Source organism: Bacteroides cutis (genome assembly GCF_900241005.1).
GTDB lineage: Bacteria > Bacteroidota > Bacteroidia > Bacteroidales > Bacteroidaceae > Bacteroides > Bacteroides cutis.
Map to the genome: position 1 here is coordinate 1 of NZ_OEST01000008.1, position 23,414 is coordinate 23,414.

General features: G+C 42.5%; 18 protein-coding genes. 17 read left to right on the forward strand and 1 reads right to left on the reverse strand.

What is annotated here, in order from left to right; all coding sequences use genetic code 11:
- Positions 1-417 precede the first annotated feature (417 nt).
- Positions 418-1,002 (reverse strand): HdeD family acid-resistance protein, encoded by a 585-nt coding sequence (locus tag C1A09_RS14540; protein WP_101545564.1) that lies wholly within the window; start codon positions 1,000-1,002, stop codon positions 418-420.
- 641 nt (positions 1,003-1,643) lie between these two features.
- Between C1A09_RS14540 and trpB the strand changes: the two genes are divergently transcribed.
- The 17 genes from trpB to C1A09_RS14630 all read left to right on the forward strand — a co-directional run bounded on the left by trpB (position 1,644) and on the right by C1A09_RS14630 (position 23,406).
- Entirely contained in the window at positions 1,644-2,828 is a 1,185-nt protein-coding gene (gene trpB / locus C1A09_RS14550; RefSeq protein ID WP_101545911.1) for a tryptophan synthase subunit beta, read from the forward strand.
- Positions 2,825-4,225, forward strand: a complete 1,401-nt coding sequence (locus tag C1A09_RS14555) for an anthranilate synthase component I family protein (protein WP_101545568.1) — start codon at positions 2,825-2,827, stop codon at positions 4,223-4,225. The genes trpB and C1A09_RS14555 overlap by 4 nt, the downstream gene beginning before the upstream one ends.
- An 87-nt stretch (positions 4,226-4,312) precedes the next feature.
- On the forward strand, positions 4,313-4,933 hold the full coding sequence (locus C1A09_RS14560) for an anthranilate synthase component II (protein WP_101545572.1): 621 nt from the start codon (positions 4,313-4,315) through the stop codon (positions 4,931-4,933).
- 132 nt (positions 4,934-5,065) lie between these two features.
- Positions 5,066-6,061 carry an anthranilate phosphoribosyltransferase gene (gene trpD / locus C1A09_RS14565; protein WP_101545576.1) on the forward strand — a complete coding sequence of 332 codons (996 nt, stop codon included), beginning with the start codon at positions 5,066-5,068 and terminating at the stop codon, positions 6,059-6,061.
- Between the two features lie 31 nt (positions 6,062-6,092).
- On the forward strand, positions 6,093-6,947 hold the full coding sequence (trpC, locus tag C1A09_RS14570) for an indole-3-glycerol phosphate synthase TrpC (protein WP_101545580.1): 855 nt from the start codon (positions 6,093-6,095) through the stop codon (positions 6,945-6,947).
- Positions 6,948-6,983: 36 nt separating this feature from the next.
- A complete protein-coding gene (locus C1A09_RS14575; protein ID WP_101545913.1) occupies positions 6,984-7,640 on the forward strand; it encodes a phosphoribosylanthranilate isomerase in 657 nt (218 codons plus the stop codon).
- 52 nt (positions 7,641-7,692) lie between these two features.
- Positions 7,693-8,481, forward strand: coding sequence for a tryptophan synthase subunit alpha (trpA, locus tag C1A09_RS14580; RefSeq protein ID WP_101545915.1), 789 nt, complete (start codon positions 7,693-7,695; stop codon positions 8,479-8,481).
- Between the two features lie 142 nt (positions 8,482-8,623).
- Positions 8,624-9,664, forward strand: coding sequence for an asparaginase (locus C1A09_RS14585; RefSeq protein WP_101545584.1), 1,041 nt, complete (start codon positions 8,624-8,626; stop codon positions 9,662-9,664).
- A gap of 252 nt (positions 9,665-9,916) precedes the next feature.
- Complete coding sequence (locus C1A09_RS14590) at positions 9,917-12,148, forward strand: DUF4842 domain-containing protein (protein WP_101545588.1); 2,232 nt, start codon at positions 9,917-9,919, stop codon at positions 12,146-12,148.
- Between the two features lie 258 nt (positions 12,149-12,406).
- A complete protein-coding gene (locus C1A09_RS14595; RefSeq protein ID WP_101545592.1) occupies positions 12,407-14,890 on the forward strand; it encodes an LruC domain-containing protein in 2,484 nt (827 codons plus the stop codon).
- A gap of 44 nt (positions 14,891-14,934) precedes the next feature.
- A complete protein-coding gene (locus C1A09_RS14600; RefSeq protein ID WP_101545595.1) occupies positions 14,935-15,297 on the forward strand; it encodes a response regulator in 363 nt (120 codons plus the stop codon).
- 21 nt (positions 15,298-15,318) lie between these two features.
- Positions 15,319-16,485, forward strand: a complete 1,167-nt coding sequence (locus C1A09_RS14605) for a sugar transferase (protein ID WP_101545597.1) — start codon at positions 15,319-15,321, stop codon at positions 16,483-16,485.
- 99 nt (positions 16,486-16,584) lie between these two features.
- Positions 16,585-17,421, forward strand: coding sequence for a TolC family protein (locus C1A09_RS14610; RefSeq protein ID WP_101545599.1), 837 nt, complete (start codon positions 16,585-16,587; stop codon positions 17,419-17,421).
- Positions 17,422-17,433: 12 nt separating this feature from the next.
- On the forward strand, positions 17,434-19,599 hold the full coding sequence (locus C1A09_RS14615) for a GumC family protein (protein ID WP_101545603.1): 2,166 nt from the start codon (positions 17,434-17,436) through the stop codon (positions 19,597-19,599).
- A 27-nt stretch (positions 19,600-19,626) separates the two neighbouring features.
- Positions 19,627-21,084 (forward strand): O-antigen ligase family protein, encoded by a 1,458-nt coding sequence (locus tag C1A09_RS14620; protein ID WP_101545606.1) that lies wholly within the window; start codon positions 19,627-19,629, stop codon positions 21,082-21,084.
- A 4-nt stretch (positions 21,085-21,088) separates the two neighbouring features.
- Entirely contained in the window at positions 21,089-22,282 is a 1,194-nt protein-coding gene (locus tag C1A09_RS14625; protein ID WP_101545609.1) for a glycosyltransferase family 2 protein, read from the forward strand.
- Positions 22,279-23,406, forward strand: coding sequence for a glycosyltransferase family 4 protein (locus C1A09_RS14630; protein ID WP_101545613.1), 1,128 nt, complete (start codon positions 22,279-22,281; stop codon positions 23,404-23,406). Before C1A09_RS14625 ends, C1A09_RS14630 begins: the two co-directional genes overlap by 4 nt.
- Positions 23,407-23,414: the final 8 nt, after the last annotated feature.

A 23,414-nucleotide genomic window follows, 5' to 3' on the forward strand; every position in this document is an offset into this window, starting at 1 on the left:
GCTGAAATCGTATGGAAACGAATGCCAAAGAGCAGAAAAATGACAGGGTTCTTACACCGTTTCTGCCAGAATGTCAAACCATCGCTGCTCTCGTTCCCGAAAGCGGATGCAAAAGTAGGGCATTTGACAATAACACGCAAATATATATGACTCTTTTTTTAAAAAAAAAATCAAACTTTTTGCTAATACGCTGACTGATAAGGATGTTATAAAACATACCTTTCAAGAAAAGAAGAACAAAGACAAAGACAGAGCACATTATATATATATGCACGCGCGAAGAAAGCGTACATATTATATAATATACATACGCGCGGAAAGTGATTTCAAAAACAATGGTAGAGTTTTTATAAAAAGACTCGTCACACTTATGATGGTAGTAATGACATAAAAAAGCTACTAAACATAAATTATTTTTTAACCAATAATCTCCGCATCTTCAATAACATTGTCGGCCTCAGTAATCTTTCCAGATGTAACAGGTGTCTGAGGACGGCGGCGCGTAAATTTAAACCAGTTTATCAGCTCGGAAACCGCATAAACCAAACTTGTGACTCCGATAATAATAAATACAGTTTTTTGCGCTCCGATGGGGTTAAACAACGCAATGAGTCCAGCTATCAAAATCAAAACAGGGACAATGTAGAATACACTGGGAACCAACATCCAACGACGAGCGGCAGCAAGAGAAGATATTTGCTGAACTCCTCCCATCACAAGGATAAAGCCCAAAACGATTGTCAGGAATTTCGAAAAGAAGCCCGCCATAATAATGAGCAACAGTCCAAACAACAGGCTTCCCACTCCTTCAATAGGAAAACGTTTCTTTACTTCAGCATTCTGCACAAGATATCCAATGATACTAATGAGCGATGGTATCAGAAAAACGACGCCAATCGTTATTATAAAATACTCACCGGCACGATCAGGAAACATAACTAAAACCAAACCGATTATCAACGCGCATATAATACGCAAAAATGAAAAACTTAGTCCTTTCATGAGTTTATGATTTTCTGCGAAGATACATTTTTATCCGAATAACTCCATACTAAAATTCCGAAAAATCAATTTACATTCAGCCAGGCATTCAGGTCTTCGGCCACAAAAAGCCAGTAAAGTAGTAGTATTATTGCAATGACAACGCCTATGGTAACTAAATATTTTCTATTCATAAATTTATTCCTTTCTATCTGTTTATTAATAATAGCTTGTTTTCTCATTATAAAACAAAATTTCAAGAAAATTGTTCTTGTATTAAAAAAAAGTAAGATTTAGTTTGCTATTTAAAACAAAGTGCATATATTTGCTGCCGTTAAAAACAAAAAAGATAATGAAAACTATATTCGTAAATACATATTGGTGGTGGCACTCGTTACAACTCCGACAGTCGTAAGGGAGCAGCGCTCGTATGTATATATAATATATTATAGAAATGAAAAGAGCCCTGTCGCAACCTTGCGACAGGGCTCTTTTCATTTAGCCATGCTTATCTTCCCAAATATTAAATCAAAAGGCAGCCGCAAACAGTCACTGAAATTGTGCACCCCATAAGCATAGCGATATTTTCTACCGAAAATATACACTTAATGAAAGGAAAAATAACATTACAAACAAAGTTAAATAGTAAAATCGAAAATAAAATGAAAAGTTTTTTAGTTGACAAAGAAGGTTATTACGGAGAATTCGGTGGTGCATACGTCCCCGAAATACTCCACAAATGTGTGGAAGAGCTACAGAAAACTTACCTCGAAGTGTTGCAGAGTGAAGACTTCAAGCGCGAATACGACCAGTTGTTACGCGACTACGTAGGCCGTCCTTCCCCACTCTATCAGGCCCACCGTCTTTCTGAAAAGTATGGTTGCAAGATTTACCTAAAGCGTGAAGACCTGAACCATACCGGTGCGCATAAAATAAATAACACCATCGGCCAGATATTGCTGGCACGCCGCATGGGCAAACATCGCATCATCGCCGAAACCGGTGCCGGACAACACGGAGTTGCCACCGCTACCGTATGTGCCCTGATGAATATGGAGTGTATCGTCTATATGGGCAAGACCGACGTGGAACGCCAACATGTCAATGTGGAAAAAATGAAAATGCTCGGCGCGACAGTGGTGCCCGTCACCAGTGGCAACATGACCCTGAAGGACGCCACCAACGAAGCCATCCGCGACTGGTGTTGCCATCCGTCGAACACCTATTATATAATAGGCTCCACCGTAGGTCCGCATCCCTATCCCGACATGGTGGCATGTCTGCAATCCGTTATCAGCGAAGAAATCAAAAAACAACTCCAGGAAAAGGAAGGACGCGACTACCCCGATTACCTCATAGCCTGTGTAGGTGGTGGAAGTAATGCTGCCGGAACCATTTACCATTATATCGACGACAGCCGCGTACAGATAGTACTTGCCGAAGCCGGAGGCAAAGGTGTAGATACGGGTATGACCGCCGCCACCATTGCTCTCGGAAAAATGGGTATCATTCACGGCGCCCGTACATACGTTATTCAAAATGAGGACGGTCAGATAGAAGAGCCCTATTCCATTTCCGCCGGACTGGATTATCCGGGTATTGGACCCATGCACGCCAATCTCGCCGCCCAAAAGCGTGCCATCGTATTGTCGGTAAATGACGATGAAGCTATCCGTGCAGCCTACGAATTGACGAAACTGGAAGGTATCATTCCTGCCCTGGAAAGCGCTCATGCCCTCGGTACTCTAGAGAAACTGAATTTCAAATCGGAGGATGTAGTGGTGCTGACAGTTTCGGGCCGGGGAGATAAGGATATAGAAACATACTTAAATTATGCTCAACTATGAAAACCTACAACTACACCACCGTCAGCCGTACCATACTCGGCGACCTGCACACTCCGGTGAGCACTTATCTGAAAGTACGTGACATCTTTCCGCAAAGCGCACTCATGGAAAGTTCCGACTATCACGGCAGTGAAAACAACCGTTCCTTCATCGGTCTCTGTCCCGTAGCAAGTGTCAGCATAGACCACGGTATCGCCATCTTCCGCCTGCCCGACGGAACACGCGAAGAACACCTCGTGACCGATGAATATCGCGTAGAAAACGCACTCAGTGACTTTCTGAACCGCTTCAAGGCAGAGGGTGAGTACAGCAATTATTGCGGACTTTATGGCTATACCTCCTTTAATGCTATCCGTTATTTTGAAAACATCCCTGTGAAAGATAGTCGCGAAGCCACCAATGATGCACCCGACATGCTATACATATTATATAAGTATCTCATCGTCTTCAACGATTTCAAAAACGAGATGTTACTACTTGAAATGCTTGTACCAGGAGAAACCAGCGAATTGGACAAGGTACAGAAGGCCATCTACAACCGCAACTACACCGCATACGACTTTCGTGCAGTGGGTGAAACCACTTCTCCGCTGACCGACGAGGAGCATAAAACGAACATCCGCCAAGGCATAGCACATTGTCTGCGCGGAGACGTCTTCCAGATTGTACTTTCCAGACGTTTCGAGCAGCATTTCGTGGGCGATGACTTCAAGCTATATCGTGCCCTACGCAGTATCAATCCCTCTCCTTACCTGTTCTACTTCGATTTCGGCGGTTTCCGCATCTTCGGTTCGTCACCCGAAACGCATTGCCGCATCGAAGGCAGGCATGCCTATATCGACCCTATCGCCGGAACTACCCGGCGTACCGGAAACCCGGAGCAAGACGCTGTCAACGCGCAATATCTGCACGATGACCCGAAAGAAAATGCAGAGCACGTGATGCTTGTAGACCTTGCCCGCAACGACCTCAGCCGTAATTGTCACGACGTAAAAGTGGACTTCTACAAGGATATGCAATATTACAGCCATGTCATCCACCTGGTGAGCCGTGTCTGTGGTACGTTGAACGAAGATGCGAATACAATCAAGGCATTCATCGATACTTTCCCTGCCGGGACATTGAGTGGTGCACCCAAAGTACGTGCCATGCAGCTCATCAGCGAGCTGGAACCGCACAACCGTGGTGCTTATGGCGGATGCATCGGTTTTATCGGACTGAACGGCAGTTTGAATCAGGCGATCACCATACGTACCTTTGTCAGCCGTAATGGTGTACTCTGGTTTCAGGCAGGTGGTGGCATTGTTGCCAAAAGTAACGAAGAATATGAATTGCAAGAAGTAAACAATAAACTGGGGGCTCTAAAGAAAGCCATTGAAATGGCAGAAAAGATGTAAGTGTACAGTGTCCCCGGCAAAATCACCATTCGGCATACACACAAATTATCATTTAATTAACAAATTACTCAGTAAATACAGATAATAATGAAAATAGTAATCATTGATAATTACGATTCGTTCACCTATAACCTGGCACATCTGGTGAAAGAGCTTGGTGTAAATGTGGAAGTACTTCGCAATGACCGGTTTAAACTTGAAGAATTGGAAAAGTACGATAAAATTATTCTTTCCCCCGGTCCCGGTATTCCCGAAGAAGCAGGGTTATTGCTGGATGTTATCCATACTTATAAAGGAAAAAAGCCCATACTTGGTGTCTGTTTGGGCGAACAAGCCATCGGGCAAGCGTTCGGTGGAAAGTTGAGCAATCTGAGCGACGTGTTCCATGGGGTACAAACAACTGTAAAAATTAAAGAAGGAAACGGCAAGTTCAAAGATATTTCCAGAGAGAGTAAGGAGAATTCGATTGCAGAAGACTACATCTTCCGTGACCTTCCCGAAAAAATTCCTGTAGGGCGATATCACTCTTGGGTAGTCGATACGGAAGGGCTTCCCGACGAACTTGCCGTGACCGCCATCAGTCCCGAGGGACAGATTATGGCATTGAAACACCGGAAATATGATATACATGGTATCCAGTTCCATCCCGAATCAGTGCTGACCCCTGATGGAAAAAAGATTATGGAAAACTGGCTGAATCATAGCTGATGCAGAATTTGTAATGATGCACTTCAATGAGACAGATTTAAGAAATATTTTTAACCGTATATCATAAATGTACCTATGTGCCACAATCAAAGGATGCGGCACAACCGTAGAAAATAAATCGTAAACAAACAGATGAAAGCAATATTAACCCGTCTCTTCAACCATGAAGAGCTCACTTCGGAGGAAACCAAACAGATACTCCTCAATATCACCCGGGAAATGTATCCCGAAGCACAGATAGCAGCATTACTCACTGTCTTTCAGATGCGCGGCATCACCGTAGATGAGCTTATCGGTTTCCGCGAAGCGCTTATGGAGACTCGTATACCGATAAACTTCGCGCCTTATCGTCCCATCGATATCGTGGGCACCGGCGGCGACGGAAAAAACACATTCAATATCTCTACGTGTGCCTGTTTTGTGGTAGCAGGAGCCGGATATAAAGTAGCCAAGCATGGCAATTACGGAGCAACTTCCGTCAGCGGAGCCAGTAATGTCATCGAACAGCACGGGGTTCGTTTCACCAACAACCCCGATACCCTGAAACGCAGTATGGAAGAATGCAATATCGCATACCTACACGCACAACTATTCAATCCGGCAATGAAATTTGTAGGACCTGTACGCAAGGCGTTAGGGGTACGTACACTGTTCAACCTGCTGGGTCCTTTGGTGAATCCCTGCAAACCGGCTTATCAATTACTCGGCGTGGCAGACCTCTCACAGATGCGTCTTTACACGAATGTGTTCTATAAACTCGGCATCGACTTTGCCGTTGTCAATAGCCTGGACAGTTACGATGAAATCTCCCTGACGGACGAGTTTAAAGTGATGACACGTCACTATGAGCGCATCTATCGTCCGCAAGCCCTCGGTTTCAGCGATGCACGTCCCGAAGAACTCTTCGGAGGTGCTTGTAAAGAAGATGCCGCTCGTATTTTCGATAATATTCTGACGAACCATGCCACTCCCGCCCAAGCGCAGTGCGTCATAGTGAATGCCGCATTTGCCATCCAGGTGATGGAACCGGATAAGGAAATAGATGAGTGTATCGCCATTGCCCGTAAATCGCTGGAAAGTGGACAGGCATTGAAAACATTGAAAAAATTTATTGAAATAAACAGTTAATCACACTCCCATTTATAAAAACATCAGGGCAATGAAAGATATATTATCCGAAATAATAAAGCATAAACGTATAGAAGTGGAAATGCAAAAACAGGCTATTTCATCGGAACATTTACGCGCACAAGTAGACGTTCTAATGAATGAAAACTCACCCCGGCGCAGTATGAAAAAAGCACTTGCCGCTTCTACTACCGGCATTATCGCCGAGTTCAAACGTCGTTCTCCGTCCAAAGGATGGATATACGAAGCTGCCGATGCCGAACAGATTCCAGCAGCATACGAAGCTGCCGGTGCTTCCGCAATTTCCATTCTGACGGATGAGAAATATTTCGGAGGTTCCTTACGCGATATCCGTATCGCCCGACCACTCGTCAACAGTCCTATTCTTCGCAAAGATTTCATCATTGACGAGTATCAATTGTTCCAAGCACGGATTGTAGAAGCAGATGCCATATTGTTGATAGCCGCTTGTCTCAGCCGGGAAGAATGCTCTCGACTCACTGCCCGGGCACACGCTCTTGGCCTGGAAGTATTGCTCGAAATCCACTCCCCCTCCGAACTCAGCTATATCAGTCAGGAAATAGATATGATAGGTATAAACAATCGCAATCTCGGTACCTTCGTTACGGATGTGGAGAATTCCTTCCGTCTAGCCGGACAACTCAGTCAAGCCGTCGTCCACTCACATGAGCCCTCTGCCAAAATCCCGGAAAACCTCCCGCTACTCGTTTCAGAAAGTGGTATTACCCATCCGGAAACGATCCGCAAGCTTCGTATGACCGGTTTCCGCGGTTTTCTTATGGGAGAAACATTTATGAGAACGGAACATCCCGAAAACACGTTGAAAGAATTCATATCACAAACCTATCCAACACAAGGATACTAAGAACCTCTGTCGTTGAAACAAAAAAAGAATAACGCCATGAATAAGATTATCAAAGTATGCGGAATGACCGAAGCGGAAAATATTCGCAATGTAGAACAACTGGGTGTCAACATGATTGGGTTTATCTTTTACCCCAAATCTCCCCGTTACCTATACGAGATACCTGAGTATCTGCCCGTTCACGCCAAGCGTGTCGGTGTCTTTGTAAATGAGACGAAAGAGAATATCCTGATGTATGCCGATCGTTTCAGTCTGAATTACATCCAATTGCACGGCAAAGAATCTCCTGAGTATTGCCGTTCATTATATAATAACGGTCTGCATATCATTAAAACTTTCTCTATATCCTCGCCCAAAGATTTAGCAGTGACAACTGCCTATCAGGGGTTATGTGATTACTATTTGTTTGATACCAAAAGTCCGCAGTTCGGTGGTTCCGGCAGTCAGTTCGACTGGAACATACTGAAATTCTATAATGGCATCACGTCTTTCCTACTTAGCGGTGGCATCAACTCATACAGTGTCAAGGCTCTTAAAGAGTTCCATCATCATCGGTTTGCTGGTATCGACATCAACAGTCGCTTTGAAATCGCCCCGGGCATAAAAGATGTAGAACGTATCCGATGTTTCTTAAAAGAGCTGAAAGAAGATTTCACCACAGATAGCACGTTCAGCATAAGTGAAACCGATTAATACAGCCTTTTTCTGTAGCAAAAAATATGAACCTTATAACAATAAAATTAAAATGAATCGTATTAACCAACTTTTCCAAGACACTCCCCAAAATCTGTTGTCCATCTATTTCTGTGCCGGATGTCCCACCCTTGAAGGTACTGCCGAGGTTATTCGTACCCTCGAAAAGAATGGTGTCAACATGATAGAAATCGGTATCCCTTTCAGTGATCCGATGGCCGACGGTATCGTTATTCAGAATGCAGCTACCTGCGCTCTGCGAAACGGCATGTCCCTACGCCTTCTCTTTGAACAACTGAGAGATATCCGTCGCGACGTACATATACCCCTTATCCTCATGGGTTACCTCAATCCCATCATGCAATTCGGCTTCGAAGCTTTCTGTAAACAATGTACAGTGTGCGGCATCGATGGTGTCATCATCCCTGACCTTCCTTTCAAAGATTATGAAAAAAATTACAAAACCATATCACAAAAATATGATATCCGCGTCATCATGCTCATCACTCCCGAAACCTGTGAAGCACGAATCCGCGAAATAGATGTTCATACCGACGGCTTCATCTACATGGTTTCCTCGGCCGCCACCACAGGCGTACAGAAAGATTTCGACACACAGAAACAAGCTTATTTCAAGAAAATTCAAGCTATGAATTTACGAAATCCACGCATGATAGGTTTCGGTATCAGTAATAAACAAACTTTTGACTCCGCCTGTGCCAACTCTTCCGGTGCCATCATCGGGAGCCGTTTCGTGAGCCTGCTTAATGAAAGCAAAGGAGATGCAGAAAAAGCGATCAGGCAGTTAAAAATGGAAATTAACGAAACGGAACAGGGGTGATAAAGTAAAAGGGCGATCAGGTGGCTGTATTACGTTATCACTCTATCTTATCGCCCTACCACTTTTTAATTATCATCTCCCACAACTTTTCCATAACTTTTATGTATCTTTGTGCCCGAAAAACAACAAAAGCAAGGCATTTATGAAAGCAGATTACCCTTCTGTACTCTTGATTTACACCGGAGGTACTATCGGAATGATAGAAAACCCAGAAACCGGAGCGCTTGAAAACTTCAACTTCGACCAACTGCTCAAACATGTTCCCGAACTGAAACGTTTCAACTACCGTATCTCCTCCTATCAGTTCGATCCACCTATCGATTCTTCTGACATGGAACCATCTTTCTGGGCAAAGATTGTAAAAATAATTAACTATAATTACGATTACTTTGACGGCTTTGTCATCCTGCATGGAACCGATACGATGGCCTACACAGCCTCTGCCCTCAGCTTCATGCTCGAAAATCTGGCAAAACCCGTTATCCTAACCGGCTCACAACTTCCTATCGGCATGTTGCGTACCGACGGCAAAGAAAACCTCATCACTTCCATCGAAATAGCTGCTGCCAAGCATCCCGACGGCACTCCCATCGTTCCAGAAGTGTGTATCTTTTTCGAAAACGAGTTGATGCGCGGCAACCGTACCACCAAAATCAATGCTGAGAATTTCAATGCCTTCCGTTCTTTTAACTATCCTGCGATAGCCAAAGTCGGTATTCATATCCGTTATAACGAAACCCTCATCCGCCGCCCCGACACCATGCGTCCCATGAAGCCTCATTATCTCTTCGATACCAATGTCGTGGTGCTCACCCTTTTCCCTGGTATCCAAGAGAGTATCATCAACTCCGTACTTCATGTCCCCGGTCTAAAAGCAGTCGTGCTCAAAACCTTCGGTTCGGGCAACGCTCCGCAAAAAGACTGGTTCATCCGCCAGCTCAAAGATGCCACGGATCGTGGCATCATCATAGTCAACATCACCCAATGCCAATCCGGCGCGGTCGAGATGGGACGATACGAAACCGGCCTCCAACTTCTCCAGGCAGGTGTCATCAGCGGTTATGACAGTACTCCCGAATGTGCCGTCACCAAACTCATGTTCCTTCTCGGTCACGGACTCAGTCAAGAAGAAATCCGCTACCGCATGAACTCTGACCTGGCAGGCGAGATTACAAAAGAGTAATCTCGCAGGCTCTTTTTATTCTCCCCATAGTTTCTCTCTTCCATATCATTGGATAACATTTGCAAGTTTACAAAAACGGCAAAACAGTACGAATATTAACAATTTAGGTACATATATAAAATAATCAAGAAAATAAAGTTGATTATTTTACACCTATAATAATATATTCCGTACCTTTGTTGCATTAAACGGTCAATAAATATATATGATATTATCATATAATATAACATTGACGCCTAATCTACACTAATTATGGAAGGTGAAAATTTAAACCTATCTCACATTCTTCCCACTATACTATTGGGAGGAATTCTTGTTCTATCAGGCTGCAACGATAATAACGGCGTCTACAACCCTGACCGTATTCAAGAGGAAGCCCAAGCAGACTTCCCGGTAAAAAACATTGATCCAAACCAGACATGGGAAACAAGTGCAGTGTGTAATGCATCCGTCTCTGTCAATGAAGACAACAAGAATACTTATACAATCAAGGTATATACGGCAAATCCGTATTATGTCGATGGCGACGCCACACTGCTTGCCCAAACCACCGTAACGGATGGTCAAATCGTGAATTTTAAATTCGACGTACCGGCTGCTCTACAGTATCTATATGTGATGAAAATAAACAGTAAAGGATACAGTTCTGCAATACCCGTAGCGGTTAAAAACAAGACAGTTAAAGTGACGTTCGGAGAAGGCGGTGGAACAACACGGGCAATAAGCGGCAAAGGCTCCATTCAAGGAAGCGGCATCAACCTCTCTAATCCCCCGAGAGATCTGCCGGAAGGAAGTATCAAGTTATCCACATTGAACAACCAATGGACTGATGTAACCGAAAACGGCAACTACATAGTCACTTCAGACATAACAGAAGTAAATATCGGTAAACCGGTTCATCTATATATAGAAGGAAATGTTACATTATCCAAACTATATATCCAGAAGCCATGGGATGCCCCTGTCGGATTAGCCAAGATATACCTTTTACCCCACTCCAAGCTTACGCTCATTGCTGATAAAAATAAAGCGATAAACAACGTATCAGGAGAGTCCGAGACCATAAGAGCTTTCAGTATGGAATCGGGATATGAAATCGGAATTACCAGAGAAGCTGAATTGATTTGCGAAAATGCAATTATCTTTAACGCAAACACAAATATCAACAATCGCGGAAAGATCAGCGCCACTCACCTGGAATTCAACAACAACTCCCAGCTACTCAATAATGGAGAAGTTGCTCTTACCAATCTTTTCAGTTGTGAAAATGGAAGGACTGTAATCGAAAACAATTATCATATCACAGCAGGGTCATTCCATCTGGCAGGCAGCTCCGCTTTCTATAACGAGACTCTTGGTGAAGTTATGATCAACGGGCTTTCAAATATCGATAGTAACTCCTCCACGTGGTATAACGACGGTCTCTTCCATACAACCAATATCACCTTCAACGCATCCTCTCCCAACTGGATTAACAAATGCCGTCTGTATGTAGATGAAAAATTCACTTACGATGTCAGCAACAACAACGACGGGCTCATCATGGATGCGGGTTCCTACGTCCAGTGCGGCACATTCTATGCAGACCAAGCCAACATCAGAATGGGTAACAAATCTTTCTTCAACGTAATAGGAGAAGCCAGATTTAATCATAACCCGATAGGATTTGTCACCACAGGCGATGATTATGCCCTCCTAAAAATGGGAAGTGCGGTCCAAGAAGACCCGATGCAAGGATTTTCCATAACCTATGACGGAAAGCTTTATGTGGCCTGCAGCAAGCATTTTGCACAGGGAAACGACGGTTCTCCCGAGCGCCCGTTAATCAGTATAAAGAACGGAGCCGAAATGACCAAGTCCGACAAATCTGATATCATCATAGAACATTCACATTGCAACCCCGGTTACAAACCGAATCTTGACGATAAAGATAATGAAGACAAACTTCAGACATACGCCTATGCATTTGAAGATATGGCAAAAGGCGTAGGAGACTACGACTTCAACGACGTAGTGCTCTACGTCACCGTACCCTACAACAAAGACGGTAAAAAAGTGATAGACGTAACGCTGAAAGCAGCCGGAGCCTCCAAGCAACTGGCAGTACTCTTCAACAACAAGACAATATTCGGGAATGTGCATGAAGCTCTAGGAGTTCCGACAGGTACCCTCGTAAACACAGGGCAAGCAACAGGAACCGCAAAGACCGAAACCATCGAAGTGGGAAGTGACTTCAACCTGACAACTAATGGAGATTTCTATATCTCCGACGGAAAAAGCAGTATACATATTCCCAACTTCACCACCGGCTTCATGAAAGGAAATGTTCCTTATGCCCTTCGCATAGCCAACGTCGACTGGAAATGGCCGAAAGAAAAAATCAGCATAGCCGAAGCTTATACAAACTTTGAAAAATGGGCGCAAGACACTTCGGCCGAACTTACCTGGTATAAGATATACGACAGCAATAAAGTGATGAATTAACTGCCATAATTATGGTAATCCCATAAAAGATTTCTTCCAAATATATGACATAAGCCCGATGGATAGATAAATCAACTCTATACCACCGGGCTTGTTGGCAAAAAAACACTTTAAAGGCCGAGTAACAAGCGGTAGAACCGACAATCGCCCTTAAATAGTTTAAAAAAGTTAACAAATATACTTTTATCCCACTTCATCAGATATTATTCACCTAAATAAACGTATTTTTGCTTGTTATCAAATCAAAGAAATATAGCGATGAAAAGAAACTTAAGATTAATTCACTGCATACCGTTCGCAATGTTTGTTACAGGTATGTTTTTTCATAGCTGTAAAGACGATGTCTTTAATGCGGAAAAGGTAAAAGCAACCTATCAAAACAAGTTCCCGGTAAAAGACATCGATCCCAATATGGATTGGAAAATGACACGCCAAGTAGCAGTTGACATTTCTGTCCACGAAGACTACGGAGTGAATTATACTGTTGAAATATTTGACCATAACCCATTTGCAACGGATACGATAATCCATTTACTTGCCAAAGGTACAGCCAATCAAGATTTGCCATTCACCACAACAATCGATTGTCCCTCGATCATTTCCACCCTATACGTTACACGTGTAGATCCGGCCGGACGACGTACCATGAAACCGGTATATATATCCAATGACAAACTAATCACCTCTTTCGGCAGCAAACCAATAACGACCCGTGCCGCATCGCCCCAAAGCAAAGAAGTAACTTTGCAAACGATGACACGCCCTTATACCGACCGGGAAATAGCAGACATGCTATCAAAAGCGACAGAATATACCGGACAAGATATGGATGTAAACCTCACCCAACATACTCTATACAAAATAACAGGACAATATAAAGGCGGCATCAACCATGCCGGTACCCTTACCCCCAATGCCGGTACGATAAAACTGATCGTAGCCCCCGGCGCAGAATGGGAAATACCTTCCCTACAAACCATCAATCAAGGTCTGGAAATAATAGTTGCGTCCCAAGGAAAAATAGAATTGAAAGCCGGTAGTCAACAGAAACCGTCATTAAAATTCACCAATACCTCATCGCTCGTTGTCTTAGGAACCGCTTACCAGGAAGATGAAGATGATGATGAAGAAGACCTCCGAGGTAAGATATCAGGTAACGGTTGGATTGAGTTTTCCAACGGAGGCATCCACTATAATGCCGGAGATATTGATATAGACGGAATTAACAATAATGGCGGTACTTTCTTTAATTATGGCGAAACAGATGTAGAAGAATTGATAGGATCTTCTACCGGAAGCCTGTACGTCAATCATGGCGACCTGGAAGCCGACAAGATCGGTGCAGATGAGAGTACAGGGCCGAAACTGGAAAACAGCTGTAAAATAAAGGTAGAAACACATTTATCCAGTACAGGTATCAAGATGGGAACAGGTGCGCAGATTAAATGTAAACATCTATATGCGTATGGTTATATCGACCTCAGTGAAAACTCCATGATCAAGGTAGAGAACAACACCAAATTTTACAACTGTAACATTACAGGCCCTACTGCAGACAAAAGCTATGCCTTGCTGAAACTGAAAACCATATCGGAAGCCAGTTGGAAAGGTACCTATGGAATAGAAGGTACCTATGGAATAGAATGTACGGCAGGTTATCTCATTAACAATATATATTGTGAATACAAAGCCGAAAACTCCAGCTGGGATTTCACCAATTGCTACTTAAACGGAAAAGCCGGCGGCAATGGTCGGAAAGGTAATGGCAATGCAGTTCTATGCCGAGAAGGCGAAGCTCCCGCCTATATTCCCGCCGGAAGATGTACCGGTGAAGGAAATACTCCGGATGAAGGAGGAGAAGATATCCCCGCTCCCCCCATCACCCACACCTATGTTTTCGAAGACAACTTCCCATTGGTCGGAGACTATGACTTTAACGATGTTGTACTAGATGCGCAACTGTTCTACGACCGCGAAGGCGACGATGAAACGGATGTCAACAATAAGATAAAGAAAGTAAAAATATACGTCACGCTTGCAGCAGTAGGCGCCAGCAAGGAACTGGGAGCCGGCCTGCGCATTATCGGTCTTCACGAAGCCGACATCAAAGAACTGAAATGCAAAGGCAATGCCGACAGGCAATACTTCAGTACACTCAGCGGTTCATTCTTTGCCAACGGCTACAACAACATCAGCGACGGCCACCGTTATACAGACAGCAACGAGGGGATTGTCATCCCCCTCTTCGGTGATGCCCACAAAGCCATTCTCGGTCAAAGCGCGCTGACTTCACGTCTCTTTGTCAACACATTGACCGAAGGCATTAGCCACACCGATCTAAAGACCTACGAAATAGAGATAGAGCTACACAAGGACCGGCAAACCACTACCCCGTATGTCACCTTAGACGACCTCGATTTTTTTATCGGTTATCGCTATAAGAATATGGAACAACGCATGGAAGTTCACCTCTATGAGTTCTGGCAACTCACCGCCACAGGCCATCCCAAATATGGCCCTACCCCCGGTGGAACCATGCAGACTGCCAACCTCGACCTTGCAGGTAACAACACATGGGCCATCTGTGTACCCAACTTCAGTTACCCTAAAGAATATATCAATATCAGCGATCGAGAAAACAAAGATGATTGCGCATATCCCCTATTTATCGGCTGGGCATGCGACCGCAATACCAATCAAGACTGGTATATGCGTCCTAACAAAAAAAATATATATAGGTAATATACAGGAATAAGTGAATATATCAAAAAAACAAAAACAATATAATGAAAAAAAAGATATTATTAGTGGACGATAAAGCCACTATTGGAAAAGTACTCAATATCTATTTGATCAAGGATTTCGATGTAATATATCATGAAAATGTGATAAAAGCCATTCAATGGTTAAATGAAGGCAACTATCCCGACCTCATTATATCCGATATCCGTATGCCATACATGACAGGAAAAGAATTCCTTATGTTTTTAAAAAAGAACGAACTGTATAAAAACATACCGATCATCATGCTCTCCAGTGAAGAAAGCACCACAGAACGGATTGAATTACTCCAAGCCGGAGCGATAGATTATATTCTCAAACCCTTCAACCCCTTGGAATTAAAAGTACGTATCATGAAACTTTTCTAAACAAAACTTAAAGGACAAGAAATGTTATACTACATCTATATAGGAAATAATAAAATCATCATCGATCACTTAAGTAAAGTCACCGGAGGTATGTTTATTGCCGTTTCCAGCAGTCATAAAGCTGCCAAAGTCATAGATGGAATTCGTGAACGATATAACACTTCTATCCTCTACGAGCAAACCGACTCACAAAAAGACTGTCTCGAAATAACATATCTCCACAAAAGATTTCCGAGAGTATATATCACCCTCATAACCGAAGAACTACTTGCAGAAGACCGGCAACTCTATCTGCAAGCAGGTGTCAACAATACTTTGCCTCCTCAGGCCGATGAAGAAAGTATCCAATTCATGAATAAATTCCTGCAAATACGCAAAACACACAAAATGCGGGAATTCAGCGATGCCCACCGTAAAAAGCTAAACACATTTCACCTTCCTTTATGGAAGCGCTTGTTCGACATCTTCTTTGCCATGGGCGCCATTGTGGTACTCTCCCCCTTATTGATAGGTACTGCCATTGCCATCCGCCTCGAAAGTAAAGGAAAAGTTATATACAAATCCCAGCGGGTAGGCAGCAACTACCAAATATTCAACTTCCTGAAATTCCGTTCCATGTTTACCAATGCAGACAAACGTTTGAAGGAATTGAACGCCCTCAACCAGTACAAAATGGAAGAAGAAACAGGCAACGACACCCCTGAAATCCTTTTTGACGAACTAACCGGAAATCTGGAGGAAGAAGGCAACCTGCTGATCTCGGATGATTTCGTAATCTCCGAAGAAGACTATCTCAAGCAAAAAGCCCAGGAAACCCAAAATACATTCGTCAAGATAGAGAACGACCCACGCGTCACCCGCGTAGGCCGTTTCATCCGTAAATACAGCATCGACGAGCTGCCGCAACTCTTCAACATCCTGAAAGGTGACATGAGCATCGTGGGCAACCGCCCCCTCCCCCTTTACGAAGCGGAACTGCTGACCAGCGACGCATACATCGACCGCTTCATGGGTCCTGCCGGGCTCACCGGGCTGTGGCAGGTAGAGAAGCGCGGAGGTACTGGTAAAATGTCGGCTGAGGAACGGAAGCAACTCGACATAAAGTATGCCCGTGAATTCTCTTTCTGGCTGGATATGAAAATACTACTGAGAACATTTACGGCATTTGTGCAGAAAGAAAACGTATAAAAGAAACGCATTAATGATGAGTGATGAACAATAGATAAAAGTTGAACAACAAATGATAAGTAAATCACAATCATTTTATAATTTATAACCAGTAACATAATGAACAGTTTTTCTAAAATAATCGTATACAGCATAACTCTTTGGAGTCTTTTTGGTCTTCCTCTCCTCGTCTCGGCGCAACAGGAAATGACACGTGAAGAACGTATCAAAGCATTGGAAAAGTTAAAGTTACAAGATACAAAGTTAGAAGCAAATACCAGTGGCTTGATTGAGCAAAGTATGCCCTACGAAGTAGAGAAATTGGAACTTCCCCCTTTGTCCGTTTTCCTGGATGCAGTAACGGAAAACGCAACAGTGAAACGTGTACAATCACAAGTTGCACAAGTTCAAAACGAATATCGTTTGCAAAAACGTGATTGGTGGAATTATTTTCGCTTAAACGCAAACTATGCTTATGGACGTTTCAACACTCTCAATGAAAACAGTGAAACATTAGTTGACTGGTATCAAACAACAACTGTAGGTTCTCGCCACACATTTAATGTAGGAGCAAGTTTCAGTGTTGGATTAGGAGATTTATTTAATAGGCGCATTAAACTTAAAAAATACAAATACGATATTGAACAGTTGCAATATACCCAAGATGAAGTAATGGAGGAACGTCGTCTCAGGGTGCTTGAAGCATACAATGCGGTAACCGAACAACTTGCCACTATTAAGGCTAAGGCTGAAACGGCAGCGCTATATAATGCGCAGATGAAGATTTCCGAATACAATTTTATACAAGGAAAAATGGACATTACTTCATTATCTATGGAACGTGCACGTCGTACTGGTGCTGTCACAGCTTACGAACAAGCCCGAGTTATGCTACACAACTCAATCATTTTATTAGAAATGTTGACTAATGTCAAAGTTATTAAAGATAATTTGTAACAGAATACACACATGGATATAGCTCAATTCATAGCTCAGTTTCTTTATCGTATCCGTTATTGGTTACTATGGGGAACCTTAATTATCACAGGCATTGTAATTTATATTACCCAATTTCTACCTTTTAGTTATACAGTAGAAGGTAGTTTATATGCTGGAATTACAAACTCTACATCCATTGACGGAAGTGCAGTCAACGGATTTACCGTTAACAGTACATTTGATAACCTGATAAGTATAGCAAAATCACGGGGAACACTTGAAAAAGTGTCTATCCGCCTGTTAGCCAATGCACTTACTTATGGTGAAGAATGGAAAGATAATCACTACATTCAAGCTAAAAATTATCGTAAATTACTCCAAATGACCCCTAAGGAAGTTTTAGCCTTGGTAGATCATAAAAACTTAGACAAGACCGTTGAAAAACTAACTTCTTATCGCAAAGAGACAGAAAATAACTTTGTCTACATGATGTTCAATCGTCCTGTAGCCTTTTACAGCGCAAAAGCCCTTGAGGAAATTATTGTAAAACGTGCCGGTTCCAGTGATATTCTCAACATATCATATACCTCATCCGATCCGGGCATGACTCAACAGACCATTGAAATTTTAATAGATGAACTCATTAAAGCTTACGAAGTATTACGTTTCAAGTCGACATTAGATGTTATTGCCTATTTTAAAGAACAAGTAAGGCTCGCCAAAATAGAACTCAAAAAAGAGGAAGATGATTTGATGAACTATTGCGTACAAGAACAAGTCATCAATTATGGAGAAGAGACTAAAGCTTTGGCAAATACCCGATATAATGTAGAAGACCGTCTGGAAGAGGTTACACGTAACTATGAGAGTGCCGTACAACTCCGTTCCATGCTCGATAAGGAGATGGATATCCGTGCAAAAATGATTCGTAACAACAGCCAACTATTGCAAAAGTTGGAAAAGGTAAGTAACCTGAACCAGGAAATTATGGAGCAAGAAATCTTCATATCCGATAAAGTTCAAAAAGACAATGAAAAACTAAAAAAGAATAAACAAGAACTTCGTAAAACGGAAGAAGAAATAAATTCTATTTCCGATAACCTCAATGAGTATGGAATTTCGAAAGAGGGAATCTCCATTCAAAATATGGTAGACGAATGGCTTGCTGCCCTTATCAATGAAGCCAAAGCCAAAGCCGAGTTGAAAGTCATCAAAAATAGACAAGAAGACATATTCAAACAATACGGACACATGTCCCCCATCGGAACTCAAGTCAACCGTAAGCAGCGTGCCATAGGCATTGCCGAGGATAATTACCGGACTCAACTAAACGGTTTGGCAAGTGCTAACCTCCGTCTGAAAAACATAGAAATGAGTACCAGTAACCTACAAGTTATTGCCGCTCCCACCTATCCACTCACCGACAATGGCCGCAGACGTGCAATATATGTATTGGTTGCTTTCATCGGAAGCGTATTCTTCATTATAGGTTATTTCCTGATAATAGAGCTGTTAGACCGCACGCTACGAGATCCCATCAGGAGTAAGCGTCTCAGCGGTCTCTCCGTCATCGCAGCATTCAATGGTACCAGTAACCTAAAATTTCGTGGTTTCCTGAAATTGTGTAATCGCCTGGCCGCCGCCTATAGTTGCCGAAGATTTAACAATTTTCTGCAATCCAGCCGACCTACTGTCATCAATCTACTCAGTATGGAAAAAGGAGAAGGTAAATCTTTCCTTAGTAAATATTTCGCTGCTTACTGGGAATTGGAAGGTATGAATGTACGTATCGTGAAGTATGGAGAAGATTTCACTACCGACAACGTTTCTTATGTAAATGCTCGCCAACTCTCCGACTTCTGGAAACTCAACGAAGCAGAAATAGAGCCAGACATTATTCTGGTAGAATATCCAGCCGCCAGTACTTCAAGTATTCCGTTGCCGGTACTCCAAAAGGCAGATCTCAATCTTATGGTTGCCAACGCCTGTCGTTTGTGGAGTTACGATGACGTCTCTCGGATGAAGCCGTTCAAAGAAGCCCTTGCCTCCGTACCTTTCTACCTTTATCTAAACAATGCCGATCGTGAAGTGGTAGAAATGTTTACTGGTGATTTGCCGCCCAAAACCCCAGTTCATTCATTCTTCAGCCGCATTGCCCAGTTAGGTTTAACCTCTAAAAGCGCAGCTGTAAAATAACAACTTGAATAAAGATTATCAGATGAGATGCTAACATTTACAGAGAACTATAAAGAAATTCTATCGCCTAAGATGGTTACAATCCTACTACTCATAGCAGGATTGTGCGGTATCGTTTTTTTTGTACTTTCTCAAAACTGGGTTGCTCTAGTAAGTGTCTGTACCACTCCCCTTTTTATTCTTTTATTTGTGTACAGCACCAAATATCCCATTATAAGTTTTACCCTATATGCAGCAACAGCCTACTTTTTCGGAGCTCTTGACCGTTATACAGATATCGAAGGAATTAGTATTGTATTGGATGTAACCCTGTTCTATACTCTGATCACATTAATTCTTAATTATATCTCACATACAAACTCAAAAATCCATTTTAGAAATATAGCTAACACGCTTACAATAAGCTACCTATTTTGGATGGTGTTTATTATTTTACAACTTATCAATCAAGGAACTGATTTACAAAAAATAACGACCAGTTCCCGTAGTTGGTTTTTAGGTATTCCCATTTTATATATTTTGGCCTCTCTATTGCTGGACAGTCCTAAACGTTTACGTAACGCTCTCATCACACTAGGTATTTTTACCATTATAGCATTCGGTAAATTATTGTGGCAGAAATACCGTTGGTTCGATACAGCCGAAACAGCCTGGCTCTTGGAAGGTAGTTGGCACACACATTTATTAAGTACCGGCATACGTTATTTCTCCCTATTCAGTGACGCCGGAAATTTTGGCGCAATCATGGGAATGACCACTACCGTATATTCCATTCTATTTACCAAAACATCATCCCGGAAATTACGCAATTTCTATTTAGTCATTGCAATCATGGGATTTTTAGGCATGCTGATGTCAGGGACACGCGGTAGCGTGATGATCCCATTAGGAGGACTTCTGTTATACTGCTTGATTTGTCGTAACATAAAAGCCACTATAGTTACAGCTGTTAGTGGAATAACCATTTTTTGTTTTTTCTCTTTTACCGATATAGGTGAAAGTAATGCGATGATACGTCGTATGCGTACAGCTTTCAGACCCACAGAAGACGCCTCGTTCAACGTACGCTTGGAAAATCAAGAGAAAATAGCCCGATATCTTGAAGAGCATCCTATGGGAGCAGGTATCGGGGGAAGTATTCTCACTACGATATGGGAGGGTGACAAATACCAGGACTACACCATTCCCCCCGACTCTTTCTATGTAGATATATGGACTCAAACAGGCTCTTTAGGTTTAGGACTCTATATACTGATCCTGTCGTGTATAACGCTCCGTTGTTGCTACATCATCATGTTCCGTATCCACAATCCGGAGTTGCGGAATACATTTGCCGCCCTACTTTGCGGTGTCTTCGGATTATTCTTAAATGGATACGTAGGACGAGGTATGGGATTTCAACCCGGGGTCAGCATAATAGGTATATTTCTGGCATTTATACTGAATGGTCCCTATATAGAACAACAAATTACGAAAAATAAATAATAATATGAACGATTTTTTTTCCATATTTAATCCCGAATGGTGGATAAACGAGAACAATAATGCCTTGCAAATGGCAGATGCTATCTTATTCCTATTATTGGCAATACCGGTAGTTTATCTTTTCATCTACGCACTAGCATCTCTAAAGAAATATAAAAATCCCTATCCCCCTGCTAATAAGTCCCACCGTTTTTTGGTGCTATTTGTCGTATTGCGTAACGGGAAAGAAGTTATCGAATCCATTAATCATTTTTTGGATACACAAATATACCCACGTGAAAAATACGATATAGCCGTAGCCGCAACACAACTCCCAGAAGACGATCTGGTAGCTTTACTACAAATGCCCGTTAACATTGTTGTACCCGACAAGGAATATTGCACCAAAATCTATGCCATCCAGCAGGTCATGGAGCGTTATTCTCCTCAAGAATACGATGCAATCACCATATTCAATTCAGACAATAAAGTAGTACCCAATGCGCTCCAACTTTTCAACAACGCATACTATTCCGGTTGCGATGCCATCCAAGCCCACCGTATGACGGAGAACCTCACCAGCAGCGTGGCTGTACTGAGTGCCGCCAGTGAAGAAATAAATAATCATCTATTCCGTAAAGCTCATACGACATTAGGATTTTCATCCGCACTGATAGGATCGGGTATGATGTTTGATTTTGAAATGTTCCATCGCCTAACTCCCCGTTTGACCGGAAGTGACCTGACAAAAGCGATGGAAATGGAACTATTGCGAGAAAACATTTACACTGAATATATGGAAGAGGTAGTATGCTATTGTAAAAAAACAGAAGATACCTCCGGTTACAGCAAGGAACGCCAACGTTGGTTGAAAGCACAATACAAAAGTTTTCTGATTGCCATAACCCAATTTCCTTTCGCCTTTCTGCAAGGTAAGTGGGATCTATGCGAAAAACTGTTCCAATGGCTCATGCCCTCACGTTTACTACTTATTGCTTACATTGTATTGTGCGCACTTGCCATGACTATGCTTGATTGGACACTTTGTCTGAAATGGTATGTTTTGTTAGGTATCCTCTTCCTTTCATACTTGCTGGCATTACCCGAAGGTGAAATCAACCATCGTTTCCGCAAAGCATTCTGGACATTACCATTGCTAATTTTCACCTCCGCGTTCAGCCACTTCAAACATACGTCAAGAAAAACAAGAGAAAGATGAAAATAGGCATCGAAGCGCAACGGATATTCCGTCCGGATAAGCATGGAATGGATTTTGTCATTCTAGAGGTATTACGTCGATTGCAACGCCAAAAAGGTAAACATGAATATTTTGTATTTACTGCTCCCGGAGAAGACCGTTGCCTTACGAGTGCCAGACAAATGCACATAGTAGAAATACATTGCCCCACCTACCTCTTATGGGAACAATGGGCATTACCTCACGCCGTACGTAAATACAAGGTTGAAGTATTACACTGTACATCCAATACAGCTCCACTACGTTGCTCCGTACCACTGATACTGACCCTGCACGATATTATTTTCCTGCAAAACCAAAAACCTCTGGGAATGTCACTTTATCAACAAATGGGTTGGTACTACCGCCGTTGGAACGTTCCCCACATCATTAACCACTGCCAACATATTATCACGGTTTCTAAAACCGAACAAAATAATATTCTAAAACGCTTTTCCCAGATAAAAGATAACCTCCATGTGATATACAATGGTTATAGTGATTGTTATCGTCCCATAACTGACGCTTATTCCATTACCCGTCAATATTTATCAGACTCAACATATCTTCTTTTTCTAGGCAATACTGATCCGCGAAAAAATCTGGATGGTATATTATATGCCTACAATGAATATCTCAATCGTTCAAAACGAAGATTAAAACTTATTATCACCGGGGTGACTCAAGAGCATGTGGAAAATCGTTTAAGTAAACTAAATATCGAAATATGCGCTTCCAACCTCATTTATACAGGATATATTGCAAGTTCCGATTTACCGGCTTTGTATAATGGAGCTTTCGCCTTTCTCTGTCCTTCTTTGCTCGAAGGTTTCGGTATACCCGTACTCGAATCCATGGCCTGCGGTACTCCGGTTATTACCAGTAATTGCTCCTCCTTGCCTGAAGTAGCAGGCAAGGACAGTATACTCATCAACCCTTATATCCCATGCGAAATCACCGACGCCCTGATACGCTTGGAAGAAGATCCAGAATGGTATCAGCAACAAGTGAACTACGGCCTGGAACGAGTAAAACAATTTTCATGGGAACATACAGCCAATGAATACCTGAAAATCTACGAACAGTTACATCCTCAAAACTCTTAAGATATAGC

Bases quoted from the DNA above. Each gene is read 5' to 3' on its own strand.
- C1A09_RS14540 (WP_101545564.1), bottom strand. From the start codon at position 1,002: ATGAAAGGACTAAGTTTTTCATTTTTGCGTATTATATGCGCGTTGATA.
- trpB (WP_101545911.1), top strand. From the start codon at position 1,644: ATGAAAAGTTTTTTAGTTGACAAAGAAGGTTATTACGGAGAATTCGGT.
- C1A09_RS14555 (WP_101545568.1), top strand. From the start codon at position 2,825: ATGAAAACCTACAACTACACCACCGTCAGCCGTACCATACTCGGCGAC.
- C1A09_RS14560 (WP_101545572.1), top strand. From the start codon at position 4,313: ATGAAAATAGTAATCATTGATAATTACGATTCGTTCACCTATAACCTG.
- trpD (WP_101545576.1), top strand. From the start codon at position 5,066: ATGAAAGCAATATTAACCCGTCTCTTCAACCATGAAGAGCTCACTTCG.
- trpC (WP_101545580.1), top strand. From the start codon at position 6,093: ATGAAAGATATATTATCCGAAATAATAAAGCATAAACGTATAGAAGTG.
- C1A09_RS14575 (WP_101545913.1), top strand. From the start codon at position 6,984: ATGAATAAGATTATCAAAGTATGCGGAATGACCGAAGCGGAAAATATT.
- trpA (WP_101545915.1), top strand. From the start codon at position 7,693: ATGAATCGTATTAACCAACTTTTCCAAGACACTCCCCAAAATCTGTTG.
- C1A09_RS14585 (WP_101545584.1), top strand. From the start codon at position 8,624: ATGAAAGCAGATTACCCTTCTGTACTCTTGATTTACACCGGAGGTACT.
- C1A09_RS14590 (WP_101545588.1), top strand. From the start codon at position 9,917: ATGGAAGGTGAAAATTTAAACCTATCTCACATTCTTCCCACTATACTA.
- C1A09_RS14595 (WP_101545592.1), top strand. From the start codon at position 12,407: ATGAAAAGAAACTTAAGATTAATTCACTGCATACCGTTCGCAATGTTT.
- C1A09_RS14600 (WP_101545595.1), top strand. From the start codon at position 14,935: ATGAAAAAAAAGATATTATTAGTGGACGATAAAGCCACTATTGGAAAA.
- C1A09_RS14605 (WP_101545597.1), top strand. From the start codon at position 15,319: ATGTTATACTACATCTATATAGGAAATAATAAAATCATCATCGATCAC.
- C1A09_RS14610 (WP_101545599.1), top strand. From the start codon at position 16,585: ATGAACAGTTTTTCTAAAATAATCGTATACAGCATAACTCTTTGGAGT.
- C1A09_RS14615 (WP_101545603.1), top strand. From the start codon at position 17,434: ATGGATATAGCTCAATTCATAGCTCAGTTTCTTTATCGTATCCGTTAT.
- C1A09_RS14620 (WP_101545606.1), top strand. From the start codon at position 19,627: ATGCTAACATTTACAGAGAACTATAAAGAAATTCTATCGCCTAAGATG.
- C1A09_RS14625 (WP_101545609.1), top strand. From the start codon at position 21,089: ATGAACGATTTTTTTTCCATATTTAATCCCGAATGGTGGATAAACGAG.
- C1A09_RS14630 (WP_101545613.1), top strand. From the start codon at position 22,279: ATGAAAATAGGCATCGAAGCGCAACGGATATTCCGTCCGGATAAGCAT.